Annotated in this window: 24 protein-coding genes; 12 read left to right on the top strand and 12 right to left on the bottom strand. The window is 71.0% G+C overall.

Annotated features, from left to right (window positions below; genetic code table 11):
- Nucleotides 1-36: 36 nt before the first annotated feature.
- From H8B08_RS13750 to H8B08_RS13740, 3 genes are all read right to left on the bottom strand, one after another.
- Entirely contained in the window at nt 37-447 is a 411-nt protein-coding gene (locus H8B08_RS13750; RefSeq protein ID WP_187450768.1) for a hypothetical protein, read from the bottom strand.
- Between the two features lie 62 nt (nt 448-509).
- Nucleotides 510-1,013, bottom strand: coding sequence for a hypothetical protein (locus H8B08_RS13745; protein WP_255500842.1), 504 nt, complete (start codon nt 1,011-1,013; stop codon nt 510-512).
- A complete protein-coding gene (locus tag H8B08_RS13740; RefSeq protein WP_187450767.1) occupies nt 1,010-1,216 on the bottom strand; it encodes a DUF2905 domain-containing protein in 207 nt (68 codons plus the stop codon). The genes H8B08_RS13745 and H8B08_RS13740 overlap by 4 nt, the downstream gene beginning before the upstream one ends.
- 95 nt (nt 1,217-1,311) lie before the next feature.
- Between H8B08_RS13740 and H8B08_RS13735 the strand changes: the two genes are divergently transcribed.
- Both H8B08_RS13735 and H8B08_RS13730 read left to right on the top strand, forming a co-directional pair.
- A complete protein-coding gene (locus H8B08_RS13735) occupies nt 1,312-3,828 on the top strand; it encodes an ATP-binding protein (protein ID WP_187450766.1) in 2,517 nt (838 codons plus the stop codon).
- 90 nt (nt 3,829-3,918) lie between these two features.
- A complete protein-coding gene (locus H8B08_RS13730) occupies nt 3,919-7,194 on the top strand; it encodes a PAS domain-containing sensor histidine kinase (RefSeq protein WP_187450765.1) in 3,276 nt (1,091 codons plus the stop codon).
- Between the two features lie 92 nt (nt 7,195-7,286).
- Here the strand turns inward: H8B08_RS13730 and H8B08_RS13725 are convergent, their stop codons facing one another.
- Together H8B08_RS13725 and H8B08_RS13720 are read right to left on the bottom strand one after the other, a co-directional pair.
- On the bottom strand, nt 7,287-8,354 hold the full coding sequence (locus H8B08_RS13725; RefSeq protein WP_187450764.1) for an alpha/beta fold hydrolase: 1,068 nt from the start codon (nt 8,352-8,354) through the stop codon (nt 7,287-7,289).
- On the bottom strand, nt 8,329-9,120 hold the full coding sequence (locus H8B08_RS13720; protein WP_255500841.1) for a molybdopterin-synthase adenylyltransferase MoeB: 792 nt from the start codon (nt 9,118-9,120) through the stop codon (nt 8,329-8,331). The genes H8B08_RS13725 and H8B08_RS13720 overlap by 26 nt, the downstream gene beginning before the upstream one ends.
- Between H8B08_RS13720 and hslV the strand changes: the two genes are divergently transcribed.
- Together hslV and hslU are read left to right on the top strand one after the other, a co-directional pair.
- Nucleotides 9,113-9,706 (top strand): ATP-dependent protease subunit HslV, encoded by a 594-nt coding sequence (gene hslV, locus H8B08_RS13715; protein WP_163263029.1) that lies wholly within the window; start codon nt 9,113-9,115, stop codon nt 9,704-9,706. The genes H8B08_RS13720 and hslV overlap by 8 nt on opposite strands.
- 7 nt (nt 9,707-9,713) lie before the next feature.
- Entirely contained in the window at nt 9,714-11,015 is a 1,302-nt protein-coding gene (gene hslU / locus H8B08_RS13710; RefSeq protein ID WP_187450763.1) for an ATP-dependent protease ATPase subunit HslU, read from the top strand.
- Between the two features lie 140 nt (nt 11,016-11,155).
- Here hslU and H8B08_RS13705 read toward each other — a convergent pair whose 3' ends face one another.
- Entirely contained in the window at nt 11,156-12,040 is an 885-nt protein-coding gene (locus H8B08_RS13705) for a bifunctional helix-turn-helix domain-containing protein/methylated-DNA--[protein]-cysteine S-methyltransferase (protein WP_187450762.1), read from the bottom strand.
- A 49-nt stretch (nt 12,041-12,089) separates the two neighbouring features.
- Entirely contained in the window at nt 12,090-12,575 is a 486-nt protein-coding gene (locus tag H8B08_RS13700) for a DUF2244 domain-containing protein (RefSeq protein ID WP_187450761.1), read from the bottom strand.
- Nucleotides 12,576-12,638: 63 nt separating this feature from the next.
- Between H8B08_RS13700 and nth the strand changes: the two genes are divergently transcribed.
- A complete protein-coding gene (gene nth, locus H8B08_RS13695; protein WP_187450760.1) occupies nt 12,639-13,328 on the top strand; it encodes an endonuclease III in 690 nt (229 codons plus the stop codon).
- Here nth and H8B08_RS13690 read toward each other — a convergent pair.
- Together H8B08_RS13690 and H8B08_RS13685 are read right to left on the bottom strand one after the other, a co-directional pair.
- Entirely contained in the window at nt 13,274-14,146 is an 873-nt protein-coding gene (locus H8B08_RS13690; protein WP_187450759.1) for a RimK family alpha-L-glutamate ligase, read from the bottom strand. The two genes, nth and H8B08_RS13690, sit on opposite strands and share 55 nt — an antisense overlap.
- Nucleotides 14,146-14,538 (bottom strand): hypothetical protein, encoded by a 393-nt coding sequence (locus tag H8B08_RS13685; RefSeq protein WP_187450758.1) that lies wholly within the window; start codon nt 14,536-14,538, stop codon nt 14,146-14,148. The genes H8B08_RS13690 and H8B08_RS13685 overlap by 1 nt, the downstream gene beginning before the upstream one ends.
- Nucleotides 14,539-14,650: 112 nt before the next feature.
- Here H8B08_RS13685 and H8B08_RS13680 point away from each other — a divergent pair, with 112 nt between their 5' ends.
- Complete coding sequence (locus H8B08_RS13680) at nt 14,651-15,646, top strand: adenosine kinase (RefSeq protein WP_222934484.1); 996 nt, start codon at nt 14,651-14,653, stop codon at nt 15,644-15,646.
- Between the two features lie 4 nt (nt 15,647-15,650).
- Here H8B08_RS13680 and H8B08_RS13675 read toward each other — a convergent pair whose 3' ends face one another.
- Nucleotides 15,651-16,184 carry a Smr/MutS family protein gene (locus H8B08_RS13675; RefSeq protein ID WP_187450756.1) on the bottom strand — a complete coding sequence of 178 codons (534 nt, stop codon included), beginning with the start codon at nt 16,182-16,184 and terminating at the stop codon, nt 15,651-15,653.
- A 129-nt stretch (nt 16,185-16,313) separates the two neighbouring features.
- Nucleotides 16,314-17,303 carry a D-glycerate dehydrogenase gene (locus tag H8B08_RS13670; protein WP_187450755.1) on the bottom strand — a complete coding sequence of 330 codons (990 nt, stop codon included), beginning with the start codon at nt 17,301-17,303 and terminating at the stop codon, nt 16,314-16,316.
- A gap of 61 nt (nt 17,304-17,364) precedes the next feature.
- Between H8B08_RS13670 and H8B08_RS13665 the strand changes: the two genes are divergently transcribed.
- The 6 genes from H8B08_RS13665 to H8B08_RS13640 all read left to right on the top strand — a co-directional run bounded on the left by H8B08_RS13665 (nt 17,365) and on the right by H8B08_RS13640 (nt 22,220).
- Nucleotides 17,365-17,883 carry an SH3 domain-containing protein gene (locus H8B08_RS13665; RefSeq protein WP_370545480.1) on the top strand — a complete coding sequence of 173 codons (519 nt, stop codon included), beginning with the start codon at nt 17,365-17,367 and terminating at the stop codon, nt 17,881-17,883.
- Nucleotides 17,884-17,995: 112 nt separating this feature from the next.
- Complete coding sequence (gene fabA / locus H8B08_RS13660) at nt 17,996-18,514, top strand: 3-hydroxyacyl-[acyl-carrier-protein] dehydratase FabA (RefSeq protein ID WP_187450753.1); 519 nt, start codon at nt 17,996-17,998, stop codon at nt 18,512-18,514.
- A 32-nt stretch (nt 18,515-18,546) separates the two neighbouring features.
- Entirely contained in the window at nt 18,547-19,758 is a 1,212-nt protein-coding gene (gene fabB / locus H8B08_RS13655) for a beta-ketoacyl-ACP synthase I (RefSeq protein ID WP_187450752.1), read from the top strand.
- Nucleotides 19,759-19,935: 177 nt separating this feature from the next.
- Entirely contained in the window at nt 19,936-20,757 is an 822-nt protein-coding gene (locus tag H8B08_RS13650; RefSeq protein WP_187450751.1) for an enoyl-ACP reductase, read from the top strand.
- Nucleotides 20,758-20,961: 204 nt separating this feature from the next.
- The gene (locus H8B08_RS13645) at nt 20,962-21,195 is read left to right on the top strand and encodes a hypothetical protein (protein WP_187450750.1); all 234 of its coding nucleotides are present in this window, start codon (nt 20,962-20,964) and stop codon (nt 21,193-21,195) included.
- Nucleotides 21,196-21,272: 77 nt separating this feature from the next.
- Nucleotides 21,273-22,220, top strand: coding sequence for a retropepsin-like aspartic protease (locus tag H8B08_RS13640; protein WP_187450749.1), 948 nt, complete (start codon nt 21,273-21,275; stop codon nt 22,218-22,220).
- Here the strand turns inward: H8B08_RS13640 and H8B08_RS13635 are convergent.
- Nucleotides 22,217-22,720 carry a DUF2267 domain-containing protein gene (locus H8B08_RS13635; protein WP_187450748.1) on the bottom strand — a complete coding sequence of 168 codons (504 nt, stop codon included), beginning with the start codon at nt 22,718-22,720 and terminating at the stop codon, nt 22,217-22,219. The genes H8B08_RS13640 and H8B08_RS13635 overlap by 4 nt on opposite strands.
- Nucleotides 22,721-22,846 lie beyond the last annotated feature (126 nt).

Genomic DNA, 22,846 nt, shown 5'->3' with positions numbered 1-22,846 from the left:
ACGCTTCCGAAGCTGCGCCGCAAGGTGCGGGTCGCCTCACCCCTCGCGGAACACCAGGGCCGCGATCTTGCCGGCCGGCGACAGGGCGATGAACCAGTGGGTCTCGACGCCCTTGAAGGCGACCTTGAAGTGGCGCGCGCCGTCGACCGCGCCCAGGTACTCGACGTCCTCGGCCGGCCCGTAGGCCTTCACCTGCTCCACCAGGTCCGGCTGGGCCTTCACCGTGTCGGCGAGCTTCCGCTCCATGGCGCCGTAGTCGGGCGCGCCCGACTGGAGCTTCCAGATGGTGCGCAGCAACGCCGCCTGCGCGCGCGGGATCTCGAGGTCGGGATCGGCCGCCGGCGCCGTCGTGTACGTGATCGCGGATTGGGCGGTCTCGGTCGCGGCGGCGACGGGAGGGGCGGCGAGCGCGAAGACGGCGGCGACGGCGGCGAGGGCGGCTCTCATGGGGCGCTCCGGAAGCGAACTCCCTTCAGTTAGGCCCTCCCCGCGTGGCGAAAACGCGGCCTTTAGGCGCGGCGCTCCGGCGGGGCCGTCCGACGAAACGGCAGCGCCGCCTCGTAGAGCTCGGCGGCGAAGGGCGCCTCGCCGCCCCGGCGGCGCAGAAAGTCGTGTTCGACCGCCATCGCCTGTTGCTCAATGTTGAGCGCAGTGAACCCGCCGGGCCCGTCCAGCCGGTAGCGGTAGGCCCTCGGCGCGTCGCCGGCCTTCAGTTTGGCCAGTGGCAGCAGCACGCCGCGCTGGGCCTGCCAGACGTGGACCAGCTCGTGCACGAAGGTGGCCTGCAGGCGTAGCGGCGCCTCCGCGAAGTCGGCGCGCGCGCTCGGCCACGGCCAGACGATCCAGCTGCGGCCGCCCAGCCGCCCCGGCACGAAGGCCCGGTCCAGCAGCGGCAGGGCGGGCGCCCAGATCCGTACCGGATCGCAGTCCAGCGCCTGGCCGAACACCTCGTCGGCGAGGCGCCGCTCGCCCGCCGTCAGGGGCCGCACGCTGAAGCGGGCCAGCTCGGTCATCGGCGGAGCAGCCATAGCAGCAGGGTCAGCGCCAGGCTGACCAGCAGGCTGGTGACCAGCGGGACATAGAGGGTGAAGCCTTCGCGCCGCAGGACGATGTCGCCCGGCAGCCGGCCCAGTCCCAGGCGGGACAGCCAGGGCCACAGCAGGCCCGCGACCACGAGGGCCAGGCCGAGGGCGATCAGCAGGCGCGGCGCGTTCATCGTCCTCCTGAAACCCCCGATCGGGGCCGAGGTTCGCGATAGCGCTTGGTTAAGCCGTCGTCGCCATAGTGTCGCAGAAACCGAGCCAGTCATCGATGAGCCGCGCCCCGAACCGATCCTCCGTCGCCCGCAAGCTGGTGCTGGGCGTGATCGGCCTGTCGATCCTGGTCAGCACGCTCGCCGCCGTCGCCGCCTTCGCCGTCTTCTACGACAAGGCCGCGCGCCAGCAGGTCACGTCCCTCTCCCACTATGTCGACGAGCGGCTGGTGGTGGAGGAGCGGCTGTTTTCCGACCTGCGCACGGTGCACGCGGCCGCGACCGGCGCCCTGCTGCGCCGGCTGCCGGCCCTGGAGGGCCCGGAGCTCGACCGCCAGTTCGACGCCTTTTTCCCGCTACAGGCCGACGGCACCCGCCGCAGCGTCCCGGCCCTGTTCGACGGCCTGAACGGCCCCGGCGGCGACCGGCTTTACGGCCTGGCCGCCTTCATGGCCGACGGCCGCCATGTCAGCCGCGAGGACAAAGCCCTGCTGCTCGCCGCGGCGCGCGCCGTCGCCGAGGTCGGCGAGGCCCACCTCGGCCGCTACGACAACCTCTACTTCTTTACGCCCAGCGACCGGATGGTGATGTTCGGCCCCCTGCGGGACGACCGGCTGATGTTCTACCGGAAGACCGCCCCGGCCAGCTTCACCATGGCGCCGGAAGAGGCGGCGCAGATCGCGCTGCCGTCGCTCAATCCGGGACGCGTCACCCGCTGCACCAAGCTGCGGCAGATCATCTACAAGTCCGGAAAAGGCCAGCCCCGCGGCACCGGCTGCGTCACGCCGCTGGACCTCGGCGGCCGCCACGTCGGCGCCTTCGGCACCACGGTGCTGATCGGGGAAAACCTGCTGGGCTCGGCCGCCGACCGCCTGCCGGGATCGGCCACCCTGATCGTCTCGGAGACCGGCGAGCTGATCGCCTCTCCGGGCTATCGCGCCGGCGCGGACCTGCGTCCGGAGGACATCGCCGCCCGCAAGGTGCTTGCCCGCATGGACGAGACGCTGGCGCGGATGCGCGCCGCCGGCGGCCGCCACGGCGTGGTGGAAAGTCCCGAGGGGGACGCCTTGGTCGCCTACGGCCAGATGTTCGGGCCGTCCTGGCGACTGCTGATCGTCCTGCCCAAGTCGGCGGTGCTCCGCACGGCCCTGGAATCCGCCCTGACCGTGCTGGTGGTCGGCCTGCTGGCCGTGGGCCTGCTGTCGACCGTGGCCCTGGTCCTGATCCGGCGCTCGGTGGTCAAGCCGCTGGAAGCGCTGGCCGCCTGGGCCGGCGCGCGTGGCCGAGGCGCGCCGCTGGAGGCGGTCGAAGCCCGCACGGACGAGATCGGCGCCCTCGCCCGGGCGCTCCGCGAAGCGCGCGGTGAGGCCGACGACCTTCTGGCCACCCTGGAGCACCGGGTGCGCGAACGCACCGCCGAGCTGGAGAAGGCCAACCAGGCCAAGTCCTCGTTCCTGGCCAACATGAGCCACGAGCTGCGTACGCCGCTGAACGGCGTGGTCGCCACCGGCGACCTGCTGGTCAAGGAGGCGCGCAGCAAGCGCAGCCGCGAGCTGGCCGAGCTGGTCGCCGCCTCGGGCCGCCTGCTCGAGCACGTGCTGACCGATATCCTCGACTTCTCGAAGATCGAGGCCGGCGAGATGCGCCTGACGCCGATCGCCTTCGACCTGGACGGCTGCGTGCCGCGCATCGCCGAAATTCATCGCAGCGCCGCCGAGGCCAAGGGCCTGACACTGACCTGCACGGTCTCGCCAGCCGCGCGCGGGGTGTGGGTCGGCGACGAGATCCGGGTCGCGCAGATTCTGTCCAACCTGCTCAGCAACGCGGTGAAGTTCACCGAAACCGGCGGCGTGACCCTGGCCGCGGACGCCGACGAGGGCGGACTGCGCCTGACCGTCTCGGACACCGGCATCGGCTTCCCGTGTGAAGAGAGCGAGCGGATCTTCCGCCGCTTCGAGCAGGCCGACGCCTCGACCACCCGCAAATTCGGCGGCACCGGGCTGGGCCTGTCGATCTGCGCCTCCCTCTGCCGGCTGATGGGCGGGTCGATCCAGGCGCGGTCAAATCCCGGCGAAGGCTCGACCTTCACCGTGGTCCTGCCGCTGGAGCGGGCCGAGGCCTCCGCCGTGGCGGCCCAGGCGACCACCGAAGCCGCGGGGCGGGAGGGCCTGCGCATACTGCTGGCCGAGGACCATCCGACCAACCAGCGCGTCGTGCGCCTGATCCTGGAGCCCGCGGGCGTCGAGCTGACCGTCGTCGATGACGGGCGCAAGGCGCTGGACGCCTTCGAGGGCGGCGACTTCGACGTCGTGCTGATGGACCTGCAGATGCCGGTGATGGACGGACTGGAGGCCACCGCCGCCATCCGCGCCCTGGAAATCAGCACCGGCCGCGCCCGCACGCCGATCGTCGCCCTGACCGCCAACGCGCTGGACGAACACGTCGCCGCCAGCCGCCAGGCGGGGGCCGACCGGCACGTCAGCAAGCCCATTCACGCGTCGGTCCTGCTAGGCGTTCTCCAAGAGTTGACCGCCGATCCGGCCTCCGTGAGCGCGAATCCGCATCGCGCCGCCTGAGCCGGTGGTGCACACGTCGTAAACCTGCGCTATGCCGTTGAAACGGCCCGCGTCTTGCAGCCTGACGCCGGGTTCGGGGGGTGACGTGCGATGTTGATCGAAGGCGAGATCAATCCGGTTCTCGTGCTCGCTATCCTGGCCGTGACGGGCTTCGCCCTTGCGGTGCTGGGATTCGCCCTGGCCGCGCGCGCCGCCCAACGCCATCGCGACGCCACGCGCGAGCTGGAGACCACGGAAAAGACCTCCGACCGGTACGAGCGGCGGCTCTACGACATTCTCAATTCGGTGCCGGTCGCCCTGGTCGAAACCGACACCGCGGGCAAGTTCACCTTCGCCAACCGCGCCGCTCACCAACTGTTGGGCCGCAAGGATTCCGAGCTGATCGGCCTGCGCTTCCACTCGGCCACCTGGGGCATCACCTATCCTGACGGCCGGCTGATCCCGCCGGACCTGCTGCCGGCCGCCCGCGCCCTGCGCGGCCAGACCGTGAAGGGCTTCCAGCACGTCATCGCCAACCCCGGCACCCGCAAGCGCATTCTGGTGTCGGTCACCGCCATGCCGGTGCTGAACGGCGTCGGCGAGGTGATCGGCTCGACCTCCGCCCTGGTGGAGACCGAGAACCTGGTCCAGCCGGAGGCCGTGGGCGACGACCTGGGCCAGCAGTACTTCGACGTCGCCGGCGTGATGCTGCTGGTGCTCGGCCCCGACGGCAAGGTCCGCGACGTCAACCTGAAGGGCGCCGAGATCCTGGGCCAGACGGTCGAGGACGTGGTCGGCCAGAACTGGATCGACGCCTACCTGCCCGAAGAGCAGCGGATCGACGCGCACGCCTTCTTCAAGGACGTGGTCGAGGGCCGTCGCGACATGCCCGAGGAGGGCGAAGGCTGGATCGTGCGCCCGGACGGCGCGCGCCGCCTGATCGCTTGGCGCGGCAAGGTGCTGCGCGACGAGCGGGGCGAGGTGACCGGCACCCTCAGCTCCGGCCAGGACATCACCGACGCCTACGAGACCGAGCAGCGCTGCCGCGAATCCGACTCCGCCCTGCGTCTGGCCGAGGAGGCTGGCGGCGTGGGCGTGTGGAGCTTCAACGCCAAGACCGGCGAGGCCCTGGCCAACGCCGCCATGGCGGAGATGTGGGGCGTGCAGGCCCAGACCTACGCCGACCTCGAGCGCTTCATGGATCGCATCCATCCGGAGGACCGTCCCGAGGTCGAAGCCGCCCTGGCGGCGGCGCGCGGCGGCGTCACCCCGGGCTACGAGGCCGAATACCGCATCGTGCGCGACGGCGAGGTCCGCTGGCTGATCGGCCGCGGCGAGCCCATTCGCGACGCGCAGGGCGAGATCGTCGGCATGCGCGGGGTGAACTATGACGTCACCGACCTGAAGGCCGCTCAGGCCGCCGCGCAGGAGAGCGAAGCGCGCTTCGGCGAGGTGGCCGACGCCGCCCCGGCCCTGATCTGGCTCTCGGCCCCCGATGGATCGGTCGCCTGGTTCAACCGGCGCTGGCTCGAGTTCACCGGCCGGCCCCTGGAGCAGGAGCTCGGCCACGGCTGGGCCGAGTCCATTCACCCGGACGATTACGAGCGCTGCTTCGACAGCTACACGAGCGCCACCCGGGAGCAGGCTTCGTTCCGGCACGAGTACCGGCTGCGCCGTCACGACGGCGAATGGCGCTGGGTGCGCGATTTCGGCGAGCCGCGCTACGACGCCGAAGGCCGATACGTCGGCCACGCCGGCGCCGCGATGGACATCACCGACCAGAAGCTGGCCGAAGACGCCCTACGCGCGAGCGAGGAGCGCTTCCGCAGCTTCGCCGAGACCTCCGACGACATCGTGTGGATGCGGACGGCCGACACGGGCCGGCTCAGCTTCCTCAACACGGCCTGCGAGCGCGTCTGGGGCGTCTCTCGTCAAGCCCTGCTGGACGATCCGGACGCCTGGCGGATGATGATCCACCCGGACGACCGCCAGGATTTCGACGCGGGAATGGAGAACGTGCGGAACGGGCAGAGCCAGGTTCTGCAATACCGCATCATCCGGCCGGACGACGGCCAGGTGATCGCCGTCGAGGCGCGAGCCTTCCCGATTCTCGATGAGAACGGCGTCGTGGTGCGAGTCTGCGGGATCACCCGCGACGTCACCGCTTCAGTGCAAGCGCGCGAAGAGCTGGAACGTCGGGTGGCTGAGCGCTCGCGCGAGCTGGAGGCCAGCCTCGACGAACGTCGCAAGACCGAGGCCGCCCTGGCCCAGGCCCAACGCCTGGAAACGGTCGGCCGCCTGACCGGCGGCGTCGCCCACGACTTCAACAACCTGCTGACCGTCGTGATCGGCGCGCTCGACATGATCCTGCGCCAGGCCGACAAGCCCGAGCGGGTGCGCCGCCTGGGGGAGGCCGCCCTGGCCGCCGGCCGCCGCGGCGAGCGCCTGACCCGCCAGCTGCTGGCCTTCTCGCGGCGCCAGGAGTTCAAGCCCGAGGTGCTGGACCTCGGGGCGGTGATCGCGGGCTTCGAGCCCATGCTCAAGCGCGCCGTCGGTGAGGCTGTCGAGCTGACCGTCGAGATCGAGCCGGACCTGGGCGCCGTGCGCGTCGATCCGGTCCAGTTCGAGGGGGCGCTGCTGAACCTGGCGGTGAATTCGCGCGACGCTCTCGGCGACAGCGGCACGGTCCGCATCGTGGCCGACCGCGCCCGCTTGGCTGAGGGCGAGCTGGCCGACACCCCGGCCGGCGACTACGCCCGCGTGCGGGTGATCGACACCGGCGCCGGCATGACCGCCGACGTGATGTCGCGCGCCTTCGAGCCGTTCTTCACCACCAAGGGCGTCGGCGAGGGCTCAGGCCTGGGCCTGGCCCAGGTCTACGGCTTCGCCCGCCAGTCCGACGGCGGCGTCAGCCTGGAAAGCACGCCGGGCCGGGGCGCGACCGTCAGCCTCTACCTGCCGCTCACCGACGAGGCGCCCGTCCGCACGGAGCCGCTGGCCGAGCCGCGCGAAGAGCGCCCGCTGGAGCGCGGCCGTCGCGTCCTGCTGGTCGAGGACGACCTGGGCGTCCGCACGGTGGTCGAGAACCTGCTGCTGGAGCTGGGCTCCTCGGTGCTGGCCGCGCCGGACGGCCCGGCCGCCCTGGAGGTGCTGCGCGCCAATCCGGACGTGGAGCTCCTGATGACCGACCTGGTCATGCCCGGCGGCATGAGCGGCGTGGACCTGGCGCGCGCCGCCAGCGCCGAGCGCCCGGGGCTGAAGATCCTGCTGTCGACCGGCTATTCCGGCGAGACGCTGGAGGACGCCAGCGCCCCGGAATGGCCGCTGCTGCGCAAGCCCTACCAGGCCGAGGAGCTGTCCCAGGCGGTGCGCAAGGCGTTGGCCTGATCAGGGACTGAGAGACGGAAACGAAAAACGCCCGCGGGTCCGACCCGCGGGCGTTTTTGCTGTTCACCTCCGGCCGCCGCTGTGGCCGCCGCTCACTGGAAGAACAGCGGCGACTCCTTCAGCTCCTTGACCCTCTCCGGCGGCGCGGCCTTCAGCACCACGCGCTTCTTCGGCGGCGCTGCGGGCTTCAGGGCGGCGAGGAAGGCCTTCAGGTCGGCCGACGACTCCGCCGCCCGCTCCTCGTTCAGCATGTGGCCGGTGTTGGCGTAGATCACCAGCTTCGAGCCCGGGATCGCCTGGGCGAACTTCTGGACGTCGTCGACCGGCACCAGCCGGTCGTTCTGGCCGTGCAGGATCAGGGTCGGCGTCTTGATCGCCGCCAGCCGCTCGGGCGTGGCGAAGTCGCGCTTGTCGAAGCCCAGCGCCAGGTCGATGACGATGTCCCGGTGGCCGGGCGCGCGGTTCAGCTCGACATAGCGGTCGACGGTCGCCTCGGTGATCAGGTCGTTGTTCTGGTAGGCCTTCTCCAGCCCTTCGCGCATCAGCCGGCTGGCGTCGAGGTCGCGCAGGGCCGCGCGGCCCCACGGATGCGCCATCAGCTTCATGACCTTGTCGCTGTCGCCGCCTTCGCGCCGGGTCACCGGCCAGCCGGAGGCCGAGACCAGCACCAGGGCGTCCAGTCGCTCGGGCCGGGCCAGGGCGTATTCCCAGGCCACGTTGCCGCCCATCGACTGGCCGACCAGGGTGAACTTGGACAGTTGCTCGGCCGCGGCGAACTCCTCGAGCACGGCGGCGTAGGCCTGCATCGAGGGCTTCCAGTTCGCCGGCGCGCGGGTCAGGCCGTGGCCCGGCAAGTCCAGCGAGATCAGCCGGTAGTCGCCGCCCAGCTGCTTCACCCAGGGCTCCCAGGTGTGCGACGAGGCGCTGAAGCCGTGCACCAGCACGATCACCGGCGCGTCCGGCTTGCCCTCGTCGCGGAAGTGCACGCGCACCCCGCTCGGCAGCTCGACATAGTGCGACGCCGGTGTGGCGTATTTCTTTTCGAGCTCGGCGTACGGGATGTCGGCCTTGCGCAGCGACAGCCACACCGCGAGCACCGCGACCGTGAGCAGCGCCACGATCGCCAAGGTCGCCTTAATCAGGATTCCCAGCACCTTCATCACAGCCTCCCCCACAGACCGGACAAGACGGATCCGCGCTCACCCCCACAGCCCGCGCGGTCCCGGCGAGACCGTCATAGAGGAAGAGCCGTCCGGTCAAGGCCTCACCCGCTCCTGAGAGAACCTTGATCGCTTCCAGTGCGGCCATGGAGCCCATCACCCCGGCCACAGCGCCGATCACCCCCACCGCCGCGCAGGTCTCCGCGTCCGGGGGGATTTCGGGCACCAGGCAGCGGTAGCAGGGCCGCCCGCTGAACACGCTGAGCTGCCCGCTCCAGCGTCCCAGCGCGGCCGAGACCAGCGGCCGGCCCTCGGCGACGCAGGCGGCGTTGACCGCGAAGCGGGTGGCGAAATCGTCGGTGCCGTCCAGCACCAGGTCGTAGCCGCGCACCAGCTCGCGCGCGTTGCCGTCGTCCAGGCGCAGCGGCAGGGCCTCGACCGCCACGTGCGGGTTGAGCGCCCGCAGCCGCTCGGCCCCGCGCTCCGCCTTCAGGGCGCCCAGGTCGTCGACGCCGTAGAGCACCTGCCGCTGCAGGTTCGACAGGGCCACGGTGTCGGGATCCAGCAGGCCGAGGCGCCCCACCCCGGCGGCGGCCAGGTAGAGCGCCGCCGGCGCGCCGATCCCGCCGGCGCCGACCAGCAGCACCGAGGCCGTCTTCAGCCGCTGCTGACCCGGGCCGCCCACTTCGCGCAGCATCAGATGGCGGGCGTAGCGCTCGACTTCGTCGTCAGTGAAGCTGGCCATGGAGGTCCCCGACTTGCGCATGCGCCCTCGCCCCGCCACTTCTGCCCGGATGCAGAACCGAGACGCTTTTCCGGACTGGCATGGAACGACCATCCTCGCCGTCCGCCGGAACGGGAAGACCGTGATCGCCGGCGACGGCCAGGTCTCCATGGGCCAGACCCAGATCAAAGGCAACGCCCGCAAGGTCAGGACCCTGGCCGGCGGCAAGGTGATCGCCGGCTTCGCCGGGGCCACCGCCGACGCCTTCACCCTGATCGAACGGCTGGAAGCCAAGCTGGAGCAGTACCCCGACCAGCTGGCCCGCGCCTGCGTGGACCTGGCCAAGGACTGGCGCACCGACCGCTACCTGCGCCGGCTGGAGGCCATGATCATCACCGCCAACCGGGATTCCATGTTCACCCTCACGGGGGTGGGCGACGTGCTGGAGCCGGAACACGGCGTCACCGCGATCGGTTCGGGCGGGGCCTACGCCCTGTCGGCGGCGCGCGCGCTCTACGACAACACCGAGCTGGATGCCGAGACCATCGCGCGCAAGGCCATGGCCATCGCCGCGGACGTCTGCGTCTTCACCAACGGCAACCTGACCATCGAAACGATCGAGAGCTGACCCGCGCATGACCGAGTTTTCCCCGCGCGAGATCGTTTCCGAGCTCGACCGCTTCATCGTCGGCCATGCGGACGCCAAGCGCGCCGTCGCCGTGGCGCTGCGCAACCGCTGGCGTCGCCGCCGCGTGCCTGAGGACCTGCGCGACGAGGTCACGCCCAAGAACATCCTGATGATCGGGCCTACGGGCGTCGGCAAGACCGAGATCGCCCGCCGGCTGGCCCGCCTGGCTCAGGCCCCGTTCCTGAAGGTCGAGGCCACCAAGTTCACCGAGGTCGGCTATGTCGGTCGCGACGTCGACCAGATCGTGCGCGACCTGGTCGAAGCCGCCATCGCCATGGTTCGCGACAAGCGCAGAGCGGGCGTGCGCGCCCGCGCGGAAGGGCTGGCCGAGGAACGCATCCTCGACGGCCTGGTCGGTCCCGGCTCGGGTCCCACGACGCGCGACAGCTTCCGCAAGAAGCTGCGCAACGGCGAGCTGGAGGACAAGGAGATCGAGATCGCCCTGGCCGACACCGGCTCGCCCCTCCAGAACTTCGACATCCCCGGCCAGCCGGGCATCGGCGTGCTGAACCTGTCGGACCTGCTGGGCAAGGCCATGGGGGGACGCACCAAGAACGTGCGCATTACCGTGCGCGACGCCTGGGCCCCGCTGATCGCCGAGGAGAGCGACAAGCTGCTGGACCAGGAGGCCCTGACCAAGGAGGCCCTGCTGCTGGCGGAAAACGAGGGCATCGTCTTCCTCGACGAGATCGACAAGGTCGCCGCCCGCCAGGAGCGGGCCGGCGCCGACGTCTCCCGCGAGGGCGTGCAGCGCGACCTGCTGCCGCTTATCGAGGGCACCACGGTCTCGACCAAGTACGGGCCGGTGAAGACCGACCACATCCTGTTCATCGCCTCGGGCGCCTTCCACGTGGCCAAGCCGTCCGACCTGCTGCCCGAACTGCAGGGGCGCCTGCCGATCCGGGTGGAGCTGAAGGCGCTGACCCGCGACGACATGCGCCGCATCCTGACCGAGCCCGAGGCCAACCTGATCCGCCAGCACCAGGCGCTGATGGCCACCGAGGAGGTCGCGGTGGTGTTCACCGAGGACGCGATCGACGCCGTCGCCGACGTGGCGGTGGCGGTGAACACGGCCGTCGAGAACATCGGGGCCCGGCGGCTGCAGACGGTGATCGAGAAGGTGGTCGAGGACCTGAGCTTCCGCGCTTCCGACCTGTCCGGCCAGACCGTCACCATCGACGCGGACTACGTGCGCGAGCGGGTGGGCGAGCTGGCCAAGAACGCGGACCTGTCGCGCTTCATCCTCTAAACGGCCGTGTTCGGGTGGCGGAGCGGCCGTAAGTTCGCACGTACCCCAAATCCGTAGGCCCCGGCGAAAGCCGGGGCCCAGGCGGATGAATCTGGGTCCCGGCTTTCGCCGGGACATTCGGTTCTCAAGGGCGCGAGCGCTTACGACGCCAGCGCCGCTTCCCGCGCCAGCATGGCCGCCTTGCGGGGCAGGCCCCAATGGTAGCCAGTCAACCGGTTGTCGCGAGCCAGCGCCCGGTGGCAGGGGATCAGCCAGGAGATCGGGTTGGCCCCAATGGCCGCACCGGTCGCCCGGAAGGCGCCCGGCTTGCCGGCCCAGGCGGCGACCTGGGCGTAGGTGGCGGTGCGGCCCGAGGGGATGCGCAGCAGGGCCTTCCACACCTGCACCTGGAACGGCGGGCCGATCAGCACCAGCGGCACCGGCCCGGCCTGCTCGCCGAAGGCCCTGACCGCCCATTCGCCGGCGGCCTGGTCGTCGCGCCGCCAGCGCGCGGCCGGCCAGCGCTGGTGAAGGTCCTCGAAAGCGGCCTTTTCCCCGCCTTCGTCGGTGAAGCCGAGGCCGGCCAGGCCGCGGTCGGTGAAGGCGAACAGGCCCGGGCCGAACGGCGTCGGGGCCACGCCCCAGACGATCTCCAGGCCTTCGCCACGGCGCTTGGCTTCACCGGGCGTCACCGCCTCCTGGGCCACGAACAGGTCGTGCAGGCGCGACGGCCCCGACAGGCCCACGTCGTAGGCCACGTCCAGCAGGCCGACGCCGTCGTCCATCAGGGCGCGGGCCTCCGCGTGGATCAGGGCCGCGTTGAAGGTCTTGGGGCTGACCCCCACCCAGCGGGTGAACAGGCGCTGGAAGTGGAAGGGCGACAGGCCGGCGGCGGCGGCGGCCTCGTCAAGGCTGGGCCGGTCGCGCCAGCGCTCAGCCAGCCAGGTCAGCGCCTCGCCCATGCGGGCGTAATCCCGGGCCTGCTCGTCCAGGCGGGCGAGCGTGTCGGCCGGGCGGGGGTCGGAGAGAAGGAGGGACTGGGTCATGGGCGGACGATAGCGGGGGCCGCACGCACGCGCCGCCCGTTTCTTGCGCTCACCACCGTTCGGCCCGGGCGGCCTTCACCGCCGCCTCCAGGTCGTGGGCGAAAGCCTCGCGCTCGACCGGCGACAGGCGCGCGCCCAGCACCAGTTCCTGGCCGCGGGTGGCCAGGCTGAGCCGGCTGGCGTGCTTGCCGGGGTCCTTCAACTCCACGCGGGTGAAGGCGGTGGACGAGCGCCACACTTCCCTGGACCGGGGCGGATCGACCCGGGCCACGGAGATCTCTTCGGCCGAGACGACGACCCGCTCGCCGCGCTTGCCCTCGCGGAAGTTCATCCAGAGCGCCAGGGAAAGACCCGCCACGTCCAGCCCCAGGAACACCGGCACCACCACCGCGCCCTTGGCGTACATCAGCAGGCCGAAGAACACGTTCACGACCGCGAACGGGACCATCAGCAGGATCACGCCCAAGCGGGTCAGCGAGCGCCTGGGCGTGACCAGGCGGTCGAAATAGAGCCGGTGCGGCGAAACGGCCTCCATGGGGGAAATGTAGGACGCGGCGAGGCCGCTTCACAGCCGGGCCGGCGCGGGCCAAAGAGGGCCATGGCCCTCGTCTACCCGCCCGATCCCGATCGCGTCGAAGAGCTGTTCCGCCGGTTCGAGGCGCTGAACCCGCACCCGAAGTGCGAGCTGAACTTCTCCAACCCCTACACCCTGGTGGTGGCGGTCGCCCTGTCGGCCCAGGCGACCGACAAGGGGGTCAACAAGGCCACCGAGAAGCTGTTCGCCATCGCGGACACGCCGGAGAAGATGCTGGCTCTGGGCGAAGAGGGGTTGATCCCGTTGATCAACTCCATCGGTCTCTACCGAAACAAGGCCAGGAACGTGATCGCCGCGGCGCGGATGATCGTCAATCAACATGGCGGGCAGGTGCCGCTGGAGCGCGAGGCGCTGCAGGCCCTGCCCGGCGTCGGGCGCAAGACCGCCTCCGTGGTGCTGAACGAACTGGGCGTCGAGCCGGCTATCGCGGTGGACACCCACGTCTATCGCGTGTCGCACCGGCTGGGCCTGGCCACCGCCACCACGCCGGACAGGGTCGAGAAGCAGCTGGAGCGGATCATCCCCGAAGAGCTGCTGACCCGCGCCCACCACTGGCTGATCCTGCACGGCCGCTACACCTGCGTGGCGCAGCGGCCGAAGTGCGAGATCTGCCCGGTGGCAGACCTGTGCCCCTCGCGTCAGATGCTGGCCACGCCGTCCAAAGCCCGGCGCACGGCGCGGGCGAAGGCCTGACCCTTGTCGGGCGCGTAACCCAGGTAGAGGTCCGGCTCGATCAGCTCCAGCTCGATCAGGGCCGGCTTGCCGGACAGATCGCGCACCAGATCGACCCGGGCGTAGAGCAGCGGCTCGGTCACCGAGGCCAGCACGGCTTCGGCCGCGGCGCGCTCGTCGTCCGACGGCGTCACGGTCGAGACCGCCCCGCCGAAGTCGGGCTGGACGCGGAAGTCGCCCTCGGCCGCCACCTTGGAGACGGCGTGACTGAAGACGCCGTCGAAGTAGAACAGCGAGGTCTCGCCGGTGGCGCCCACCGACGGCAGGAAGGGCTGCAGGATGGCCGCTCCGTCCGGCCCGCCCTCGACGCCCTGGCCGGTCGACCACAGCAGGGTCTGCCAGGCGCCGGCCGAGATCTGCGGCTTGGCCACGAGGCGGTCCACGCCGAAGGCCCTGGCCGCATCAGCCATGGCCGCGGGCGTGACCTCGTCGACGTAGAGGCTGGGCACCACCGGCGCGCCGGCCTCGCCGAGGCGGCCGAGATAGCGCTTGTCGGAATTCCAGGTCAGCACCGAGGCGGGGTTGGCCAGCCGCACGCCCTGCTCCGCCCACGCCGCCACGGCGCCCAGCCAGCGGTCGTATTCGCGGTGATAGCCCCAGACGTTCATCGGCAGGACCAGCGGAACGTCGTGAAGGTCGCCGGCCTCGGTCCAGGTGCGGCCCTCGACCTCGACGCCCTCGGCCCCGAAGGCTGAGACCATGCGGTCGAACACCTCGCGCCAGCGGCCTTGAAAGGCCTCGTCGGCCGGGTTCGGGGTCAGGATGGCGACACGGCTCATTACGGCTTCACTCCGGCCAGGGCCAGGCAGGCGTCGGGTTCGGGCGTCGTCCCGCCGCGCGCCAGCGGGCCGGACGAGGCGCCGGACACCTTCAGCGGCTGCATGCCCTCGCGCTTGAAATAGACGAACAGGGCGCAGTCGGGCAGGCGGTAGGTCCACAGCGCCCCGGCCCCTTCGGCCCGGCTCAGCACCGGTTCGCCCAGCTTGCCCTTCACCGCGGTTTCGTCGGCGCCGACCAGGGCGGCGACGGTCAGGACCTTGGGTTTCGGCGGCTCTGCCGGCTGGGCCGCTTCGCCTCTGCCCCGGCGGGGCTTGCGGGCGGCGAGCGCGGGATCGGCGACGACGAGGCCGAGCGCGAGGCCGGCGGTCAGGGCGAGGGTCAGACGGCGCATACGGAACGGCTAAGGCGCTCGCGCGCTACGCGCAAGGCCGCGCCTTGCCTTCCCCCCGCGACAGGGTGTTGCTATGCCCCCCGCACTATCAAGCCAAACCGGAGCCCTTCGCATGTCCGCCGCCGCCTACGACGTCGTCGCGATCGGCAACGCCATCGTCGACGTGATCGCCCCCGCCGCCGACGAGTTCCTGGCCCAGGAGGGCCTGACCAAGGGCTCGATGATGCTGATCGACGAGGCCCGCGCCGCCAGCCTGTACGGGGCCATGGCCGCCGGGCTCGAGGCCTCGGGAGGCTCGGCCGGCAACACCGTGGCCGGCGTGGCCTCGCTGGGCGGCAAGGCCGCCTACATCGGCAAGGTCGCCGCCGACCAGCTGGGCGAGGTGTTCTCCCACGACATCCGCGCCATCGGCGTGCGCTTCGACACGCCCTACCTGGAGAACGGCGAGGCCACCGGTCGATCGTTGATCAACGTCACGCCGGACGGCCAGCGGACCATGTCCACCTTCCTCGGCGCGGCCAACCAGCTGACCTGGCACGACGTGGATCCCCAGCTGATCCGCGACAGCGCCATCGTCTACATGGAAGGCTATCTGTTCGACCCGCCGCCGGCCCGCGCCGCCTTCGAGCACGCCGCCGTCATCGCGCGCGAGGCGGGACGGATGATCTCCATCACCCTGTCGGACGTGTTCGTGGTCGACCGCTGGCGCAAGGAGCTGCTGGCCTTCACCGAGCAGTCGGTCGACATCGTCTTCGCCAACGAGAACGAGCTGAAGGCCCTGTTCCAGACCGACGACTTCGACGCGGCGGTGGAGATGCTGCGCCCGCTGGTCGAGATCGCGGCGGTGACCCGCAGCGAAAAGGGCTCGGTGATCCTGCGCGGGTCCGAGACCGTGCGGGTCGAAGCCTGCCCGGTCGAGGCGGTGGTCGACACCACCGGGGCCGGCGACCAGTACGCCGCCGGCTTCCTCTATGGCCTGGCCCGCAACCTGCCGCTCGAGACCTGCGCCCGCCTGGGCTCGCTGGCCGCCGCCGAGGTGATCGGCCACTACGGGCCCCGCCCGCAGGTGTCGCTGCGCACGCTGGCGGAACAGGCGGAGCTGGTCTGAGCCGCTAGCTCTCCACCTTCCGCTTCAGCGCCACGTAGAGCGCGCCCTCGCCGCCGTGGCGGCCGTGGGCCTGGCTGACGCCGGCGACCACGTCGCGCAGGGAGCTGTCCGCCAGCCAGGTCGGCGCCCAGTCGCGGATGATGCCGCCGCCGCGCGAGCCCTTGCCGGTGATCACCAGCACGGCGCGATAGCCGCGCGCCTGCGCCTCGCGCACGAAGCGCTTCAGCCGGTCCTCGGCCTCGAACCAGCCGTAGCCGTGCAGGTCCAGCCGCGCGTCGATCGGATCCCGCTCGCGGCTGATGCGGCGATGACGGCCGGGCTCGATCGGCTCCGCCTCCCAGCGAGGCGCCTTGGGCCGGGGCGTCTGCGGCGGCGGGGTCAGCCCCGCGGCGGTCATCATCGGCCCCGACGCGACCGCCGTCGGCGGGGTCGGCGGCTCGTCCTCCACGACCGGCGCCGTACGCCCGGGCCGGGGCGCGACGCTCTTCAGCACCTCGGCCCACAGGCGCAGCTCTTCACGGGTGGGAACGCGCTTCACGCCCGCCCCCTGGCCTTTCCGGGCGACCCGACAAACTGTGCGGTCATGGGCGCGGCCCCGCGAAACCAACGAACGCCTCCCCGATAGGCGAGGCGCCCGCCCGACGCCAGAGGGACTTACGGCGCCGCCTCAGAGCAGCGCCGGGATGATCCGGTCGGGCGGGCGGTGGCCGTCCTGCAGGGTCTTGATGTTGAGGATCACCCGCTCGCCCATGTCGACGCGCGCCTCGACCGTCGCCGAGCCCAGGTGCGGCAGCAGCACGACGTTGGGCAGGCCGATCAGGTCCGGGTGGATCACCGGCTCGTTCTCGTAGACGTCGAGGCCGGCGCCGGCGATGGCGCGCCGCTTGAGCAGGGCGGCCAGGGCGGCTTCGTCGACCACCCCGCCGCGGGCGGTGTTGACCAGCACGGCGTGCGGCTGGAGCAGGGCGAGGCGGCGGGCCGACAGCAGGTGGTAGGTGGACGGCGTGTGCGGGCAGTTCACCGACACGAAGTCCATGCGCGCCAGCATCTGGTCGAGGCTCTCCCAGTAGGTGGCGTCCAGCTCGGCCTCGACCGCGGAGCTGACCGGCTTGCGGTTGTGATAGTGCACCGACATGCCGAAGGCCTTGGCGCGGCGAGCCAGCGCCTGGCCGATGCGGCCCATGCCGACGATGCCGATCCGCTGGCCCCAGATCCGCCGGCCCAGCATGAAGGTCGGGGTCCAGCCGGCGAACTCGCCGCGGGCGACCAGTTCGGCGCCCTCCACGATCCGCCGCGCCACGGCCAGGATCAGGGCCATGGTCATGTCGGCGGTGTCTTCGGTCAGCACGCCGGGCGTGTTGGTGACGATCAGGCCGCGCTCGATCGCCGCGGGCACGTCGATGTGGTCCACACCGGCGCCGAAATTGGCGATCATCTTCAGCTGCGGCCCGGCCTGAGCCAGAATCTCGCGGTCGATTCGGTCGGTGATGGTGGGCACCAGCACCTCGGCGGTCCGGACCGCGGCGGCCAGGTCGTCGCGGGTCATCGGCCGGTCGTCGAGGTTGAGGCTCGCGTCGAACAGCTCGCGCATGCGAAGCTCGACCGGGTCCGGCAGTCGGCGCGTGACGACGATTTTCAGCTTGCTGCGGACGGACATCGCGGCGGGCGGCTCGGGCCTTCGATTGAGGACCCGGGTGTGTAGCAAGAGGCGGGAAGCGGTGAAAAGGTCGGTGAAGCCCAAGGCGGTGGCGGCGCTGGTTCTGACGCTCGGCGTGCTGGCCGGTTCGGTCCAGGCGCGGCCGGCCGACAAGCCCACGCCGTCCGGCCTGCCGGTGCCCCGCTGGGTGTCGCTGAAGTTCGGCGAGGTCAACGCCCGCTCCGGACCCGGCGACGACTACAAGCTGGTCTGGGTCTATCGCTCCAAGGGATTGCCCTTGCAGGTGGTGGCCGAGACCGCCGAGTGGCGGAAGGTCTGCGACCCGGACGGCGGCTCGGCCTGGGTGCACCGACGCACGGTCGACGGCCGGCGCACCGCCTTCCAGCCTTCGGCCAAGCCGCTGGCCCTGCGCGCCAAGCCGAAATACGAGGCCGCCACCCGCGCCTACATGTCCCCCCGCTCGATCGCCGCCCTGGAGGAATGCGAGAACGGCTGGTGCAAGCTCAAGGCCGGCGACGTGAAGGCCTGGGCCCCGGCGCAGGCGCTCTGGGGCGCCCAGGACGCCGCTCACTGCCGCTAGCAGATGAACGCGCTCAGTGACCGCACAGTTGAGACGGGGCGCGGTGTCGTGTAACCGGCACGCACCCTTTTCAACCGCCGACGCGTTTTTGCGTCGCACGGAGCTCCGCCGCATGTCGGTCGCCGAAACCGGACTGGACTACGAAGCCCTTCTCGCCTGCGCCCGCGGCGAGATGTTTGGGCCTGGCAACGCCCAGCTGCCCGCCCCGCCGATGCTGATGTTCGATCGCATCACCCAGATCAGCAAGGAGGGCGGCAAGTACGGCAAGGGCTATGTCGAGGCCGAACTCGACATCCGCCCCGACCTCTGGTTCTTCGCCTGCCACTTCATCGGCGATCCGGTGATGCCGGGCTGCCTGGGCCTGGACGCCATGTGGCAGCTGGTCGGCTTCTTCCTCGGCTGGTCGGGCGCCCCCGGCAAGGGCCGCGCGCTCGGCGTCGGCGAGGTGAAGTTCACCGGCCAGGTGACCCCGAACGTGCAGCGGGTCGTCTACAAGATCGACCTGAAGCGGGTGATCAACCGCAAGCTGGTGATGGGCGTGGGCGACGGGGTTCTCGAAGCCGACGGAAAGCCCATCTACACGGCTGAGGACCTGCGGGTCGGCCTGTTCGACCCCAAGGACCTGACCTGAGTTCGGCCTTAGCCTGAATTAGGAAGCACCGCATGCGTCGCGTCGCCATCACCGGCATCGGCATCGTCTCCTCGATCGGCAACAACGCCGACGAGGTGCTGGCTTCGCTGCGGGAGGCCAGGTCAGGCACCCGCGCCGCGCCGGACTACGCCGAACTCGGCTTCCGCTGCCAGGTCGAGGCCCGGCCGCAGATCGAGTGGGAGGCGCTGGTCGACCGGCGCGCGGCCCGCTTCCTGGCCCCGGGCACGGCCTACGGCCACATCGCCATGGAGCAGGCGATCGCCGACTCCGGCCTGACCGAGGGCGAGATCTCGCACGAGCGCACCGGCCTGATCGTCGGCGCCGGCGGCACCTCCACCCGGACCATCATCGAGGCGGCGGCCATCACCCGCGAGAAGGGCCCCAAGCGCATCGGCCCGTTCGCCGTGCCCAAGACCATGAGCTCGGGCCCGTCGGCGGTGCTGTCGACCTGGTTCCAGATCCGCGGCATCAACTACTCGATCAGCTCCGCCTGCGCGACCTCGACCCACTGCATCGGCGCGGCCGCCGAGCAGATCCAGATGGGCAAGCAGGACGTGATGTTCGCCGGCGGCACCGAGGAGATCGACTGGTCGCTGTCGAACCTGTTCGACGCCATGGGCGCCATGTCGACCGGCTACAACGACCGCCCCGAGGTCGCCTCGCGCGCCTATGACGCCAACCGCGACGGCTTCGTCATCGCCGGCGGCGCGGGCATCGTGGTTCTGGAGGAGCTGGAGCGCGCCAAGGCGCGCGGGGCCAAGATCTACGCCGAGATCACCGGCTACGCCGCCAACTCCGACGGCTACGACATGGTCGCCCCGTCGGGCGAGGGCGCCGAGCGCTGCATGAAGCTGGCTCTGTCCCAGGCCGGCGGCCGCAAGATCGACTACCTGAACCCGCACGGCACCTCGACCCCGGTCGGCGACGCCAAGGAGATGGAGGCGGTGCGCAAGGTGTTCGGCGCCGACATGCCGATGATCTCCTCGACCAAGTCGCTGACCGGCCACTCGCTGGGCGCGGCCGGCGCGCAGGAGGCGATCTACTCGCTGCTGATGCTGAACAACGGCTTCGCCTGCGAGAGCGCCCACATCGAGCAGCTGGACCCCGCCTTCGAGGGCATGCCGATCCTGCGCGAGCGCAAGGACGTCCAGCTCGAGACGGTGATGTCCAACAGCTTCGGCTTCGGCGGCACCAACGGCTGCCTGATCATGAGCCGGGTCTAACACTCTCCTGAACCCTCTCCCGCCCTAAGGCGGGAGAGGGCAGACGCGACGTCGATCGTCGTGACGGCGGAACGCCCCCTCACCCTGCCCTCTCCCCGCAAGCGGGGAGAGGGTTCAGAAAGCTTTCCCCAGCGTCGCTCCCCTGCTAACCACCGGCCGCAAACCGGGAGGACGCACATGGCCGAAGACGGCTGGACGATGCCGAAGGGCGAGCTGCTGCGGGGCAAGAAGGGCCTCGTCATGGGCGTCGCCAACCACAACTCCATCGCCTGGGGCATCGCCACGCAGCTGGCGGCGCAGGGCGCGGAGCTGGCCTTCACCTATCTCGGCGAGGGGCTCGAGCGCCGCGTGCGCCCGCTGGCCGAGAGCATCGGCGCCGACACCCTGATCCCGGCCGACGTCACCGACGACGCCTCGATGGACGCCGCCTTCAAGGCGATCAAGGACAAGTGGGGCACGATCGACTTCCTGGTCCACTCGGTGGCCTTCGCCAACAAGGACGAGCTGAAGGGCTCGTTCGTCGAGAACACCACCCGCGAGGGCTTCCTGACGGCGATGAACGTCTCGGCCTTCAGCTTCGTGGACAGCGCCCGCCGCGCCGCCGAGCTGATGCCGAACGGCGGCTCGATCGTCACCATGACCTACCTCGGCTCCGAGCGGGTCATCCCGAACTACAACACCATGGGCGTGGCCAAGGCGGCGCTGGAAGCGGCGACCCGCTACGTCGCCCGCGACCTGGGTCCCAAGGGCATCCGCGTCAACGCCATCTCGGCCGGGGCCATGCGCACCCTGTCCCTGGCCGGCATCTCCGGCGGCCGCGGCATGATCTCCCAGGGCCGCGCCTTCAGCGCCCTGAAGGAGGACACCTCGATGGAAGGCGTGGCCGGCTGCGCCCTGTGGCTGCTGTCCGACCTGGGCCGTTCGACCACCGGCGAAGTCGTGCACGTCGACGCCGGCTTCCACATGATCGGCCTTCCCGACGAAGAGGTCGGCGCGTGATAGCCGAAAGTGGTCGCCGGTTTCGGCGGCCATCACTCGCCTGAGCGAAATCTGGGGCCTTCCCGAGGGAAGGCCCCGGGGGCGCCTAAGTCAGGCGACCGATCGCGATCCGGCGCAAGAACCGGGGCCTCCCAATTGGGAAGGCCCCGGACCGGAACCCGCCCTGCTCGACCGGTGTTCAGGCCCCCGTGAACGGAGGGCTGTATGAACCGGGTCGAGTACGTGGTGAGGCCCAACGAGGACGCCACCTGGCGCGTCGAGCGCGAAGGCGCCCGCTTCGGCGATTACGACAGCGAGAAGGGCGCCCTGCGCGCCGCCATCCACTCCGCCCACGCCCGGGCCGAACAGGGCGCGGACGCCGAGGTCATGCTCTGTTCGGTCGGCGGCGAGAAGCGGGTGGCCTGGCAGCCGGGCGATCCGTATCCGCCTGGTCCGTGATCGGATATTCGACGAACCCGGTTCGACGATCCTGAAAAGCAGAGCTAGGATGCCCGCCTAAGGGGGAGGGCGTCCGGATGCTGTCGCGCCGGCAGATCGCCATGGGCCTCGGCCTGTGGGCCGCCGCGCCGTCGATCGGCGCGAGCCAGGAGGCCGCGCAACCCGCCGGCCTGCCCGATCCGCAGGACGACCCCGGCCTCGAAACCGGGACCGACCTGGCCCTTCGCATGACCGGCCCGGTGCGCGTGAACGACCGCGGCCCCTTCAACTTCGTGGTCGACACCGGAGCCAACCGCTCGGTGATCGCCGAAGAGCGGGCCGCCGAGCTGGGCCTGCCGCCGGCCGGCCTGGTCAGCCTGCACGGCATCGGCGGGGTGGAGACGGTGCCGACCGTCCGGGTGGACCGCTTCGAGGTCGGCGCGCTGGCCACCCGCGACCTGCGCATGCCGGTGCTGCCGCGGCGGCGGCTGGGCGTGGACGGCCTGATCGGCCTCGACGCCCTGGACAAGCGCATGGTCGAGATGGATTTCCGGCGCGGACGCCTGCGGCTGGCCCGCTCCCGGCCGAAGACGGTCGGGGTGTCGCGCCTGACCCAGGGGGTCGAGCGCCCGGGCCTGAGCGTTGCGGCGCGCTACCGCTTCGGCCAGCTGACGGTCGTGGACGCCCGATCCGGGACCACCAACCTGACCGCCTTCATCGACTCCGGCTCGCAGGTGACGGTCGGCAACAGCGCGCTGCGCGACGTGGTGCGCCTCCGCCAGCTCGACATTCCCGACCTCAACCGGGTCGTGCCGATCTTCAGCGTGACCAGCCAGACCGCCTACGGCGAGTTCGCGGTGCTGCGCTCGCTCAGGCTGGGCGAGACCAAGCTGGTCAACCTGCCGGTGGTGTTCTCCGACCTGCACACCTTCGGCCTCTGGGGCCTGAACGACACGCCCGCCCTGCTGTTGGGGATCGACACGCTCAGCCTGTTCGGCTCCGTCACCCTGGACTTCGGCCGCCACGAGGTGGTGTTCAACCCTTAAGCGGTCAGGCGTGGGGCCGGCGGTCCTGCATGTCGTGCCGCGCGCGCGATCGCGTCGGGGCCCGGCCCCTCCTCCGCCGCCAGCCAGGCGTCGCGGATGCTGTGGGGCAGGCTGTCCCGCACCTTGGAGATCTGGCCCTCCGGCACGTGGCGCGACAGCACGCAGAACACCGCGCGGCACGCCTCGACCGGGTCGACGGGGCGGGTGTCGGACAGCCAGCTCTGCACCTCGTCCACGAACTCGTCGAAGTCGCGCACGCGCGTCGGCTGCTTTTCCGGCTGGAACTGGTCGAAATAGACGCCGCGGACCAGCATGGGCAGCTCCTGGCCGAGGTGGGCCGCCAGCGGCACCGGCAGGCGGTCGCGCAGCTTGTGCAGCACCACAGACAGCACCTTCCAGGCCACCTTACGGTCTGGGCCGACCCGGGCCATGATCTCGTCCAGCCAGATGTTGGTGGTCTGGAGCGTCTTGTCGAATACCTCGAGCCCGTTCGCGCTCATGACCGCACCTCCTGTACGCCGTGGACCCCCGGCAACCGGGGTGGCGGAGGGCCTGTTCCTCAGCGGAACGGGACTTCCCTAGGCCTGCGCCTGCGGCCCCGCTAGGATCGCCGCCGTCGCTCCGGA

This window comes from Caulobacter sp. 17J80-11 (assembly GCF_014349105.1).
Classification (GTDB): Bacteria; Pseudomonadota; Alphaproteobacteria; order Caulobacterales; family Caulobacteraceae; genus 17J80-11.
The sequence above is the reverse complement of the archived record's forward strand: the minus strand, read 5'-3'. Positions and strand labels throughout refer to the sequence as shown.

What these genes read in the sequence shown, in the direction of transcription:
- H8B08_RS13750 (WP_187450768.1), bottom strand. Translation starts at nt 447, where the DNA reads ATGAGAGCCGCCCTCGCCGCCGTCGCCGCCGTCTTCGCGCTCGCCGCC.
- H8B08_RS13745 (WP_255500842.1), bottom strand. Translation starts at nt 1,013, where the DNA reads ATGACCGAGCTGGCCCGCTTCAGCGTGCGGCCCCTGACGGCGGGCGAG.
- H8B08_RS13740 (WP_187450767.1), bottom strand. Translation starts at nt 1,216, where the DNA reads ATGAACGCGCCGCGCCTGCTGATCGCCCTCGGCCTGGCCCTCGTGGTC.
- H8B08_RS13735 (WP_187450766.1), top strand. Translation starts at nt 1,312, where the DNA reads ATGAGCCGCGCCCCGAACCGATCCTCCGTCGCCCGCAAGCTGGTGCTG.
- H8B08_RS13730 (WP_187450765.1), top strand. Translation starts at nt 3,919, where the DNA reads ATGTTGATCGAAGGCGAGATCAATCCGGTTCTCGTGCTCGCTATCCTG.
- H8B08_RS13725 (WP_187450764.1), bottom strand. Translation starts at nt 8,354, where the DNA reads ATGAAGGTGCTGGGAATCCTGATTAAGGCGACCTTGGCGATCGTGGCG.
- H8B08_RS13720 (WP_255500841.1), bottom strand. Translation starts at nt 9,120, where the DNA reads ATGCGCAAGTCGGGGACCTCCATGGCCAGCTTCACTGACGACGAAGTC.
- hslU (WP_187450763.1), top strand. Translation starts at nt 9,714, where the DNA reads ATGACCGAGTTTTCCCCGCGCGAGATCGTTTCCGAGCTCGACCGCTTC.
- H8B08_RS13705 (WP_187450762.1), bottom strand. Translation starts at nt 12,040, where the DNA reads ATGACCCAGTCCCTCCTTCTCTCCGACCCCCGCCCGGCCGACACGCTC.
- H8B08_RS13700 (WP_187450761.1), bottom strand. Translation starts at nt 12,575, where the DNA reads ATGGAGGCCGTTTCGCCGCACCGGCTCTATTTCGACCGCCTGGTCACG.
- nth (WP_187450760.1), top strand. Translation starts at nt 12,639, where the DNA reads ATGGCCCTCGTCTACCCGCCCGATCCCGATCGCGTCGAAGAGCTGTTC.
- H8B08_RS13690 (WP_187450759.1), bottom strand. Translation starts at nt 14,146, where the DNA reads ATGAGCCGTGTCGCCATCCTGACCCCGAACCCGGCCGACGAGGCCTTT.
- H8B08_RS13685 (WP_187450758.1), bottom strand. Translation starts at nt 14,538, where the DNA reads ATGCGCCGTCTGACCCTCGCCCTGACCGCCGGCCTCGCGCTCGGCCTC.
- H8B08_RS13680 (WP_222934484.1), top strand. Translation starts at nt 14,651, where the DNA reads ATGTCCGCCGCCGCCTACGACGTCGTCGCGATCGGCAACGCCATCGTC.
- H8B08_RS13670 (WP_187450755.1), bottom strand. Translation starts at nt 17,303, where the DNA reads ATGTCCGTCCGCAGCAAGCTGAAAATCGTCGTCACGCGCCGACTGCCG.
- fabA (WP_187450753.1), top strand. Translation starts at nt 17,996, where the DNA reads ATGTCGGTCGCCGAAACCGGACTGGACTACGAAGCCCTTCTCGCCTGC.
- fabB (WP_187450752.1), top strand. Translation starts at nt 18,547, where the DNA reads ATGCGTCGCGTCGCCATCACCGGCATCGGCATCGTCTCCTCGATCGGC.
- H8B08_RS13650 (WP_187450751.1), top strand. Translation starts at nt 19,936, where the DNA reads ATGGCCGAAGACGGCTGGACGATGCCGAAGGGCGAGCTGCTGCGGGGC.
- H8B08_RS13645 (WP_187450750.1), top strand. Translation starts at nt 20,962, where the DNA reads ATGAACCGGGTCGAGTACGTGGTGAGGCCCAACGAGGACGCCACCTGG.
- H8B08_RS13640 (WP_187450749.1), top strand. Translation starts at nt 21,273, where the DNA reads ATGCTGTCGCGCCGGCAGATCGCCATGGGCCTCGGCCTGTGGGCCGCC.
- H8B08_RS13635 (WP_187450748.1), bottom strand. Translation starts at nt 22,720, where the DNA reads ATGAGCGCGAACGGGCTCGAGGTATTCGACAAGACGCTCCAGACCACC.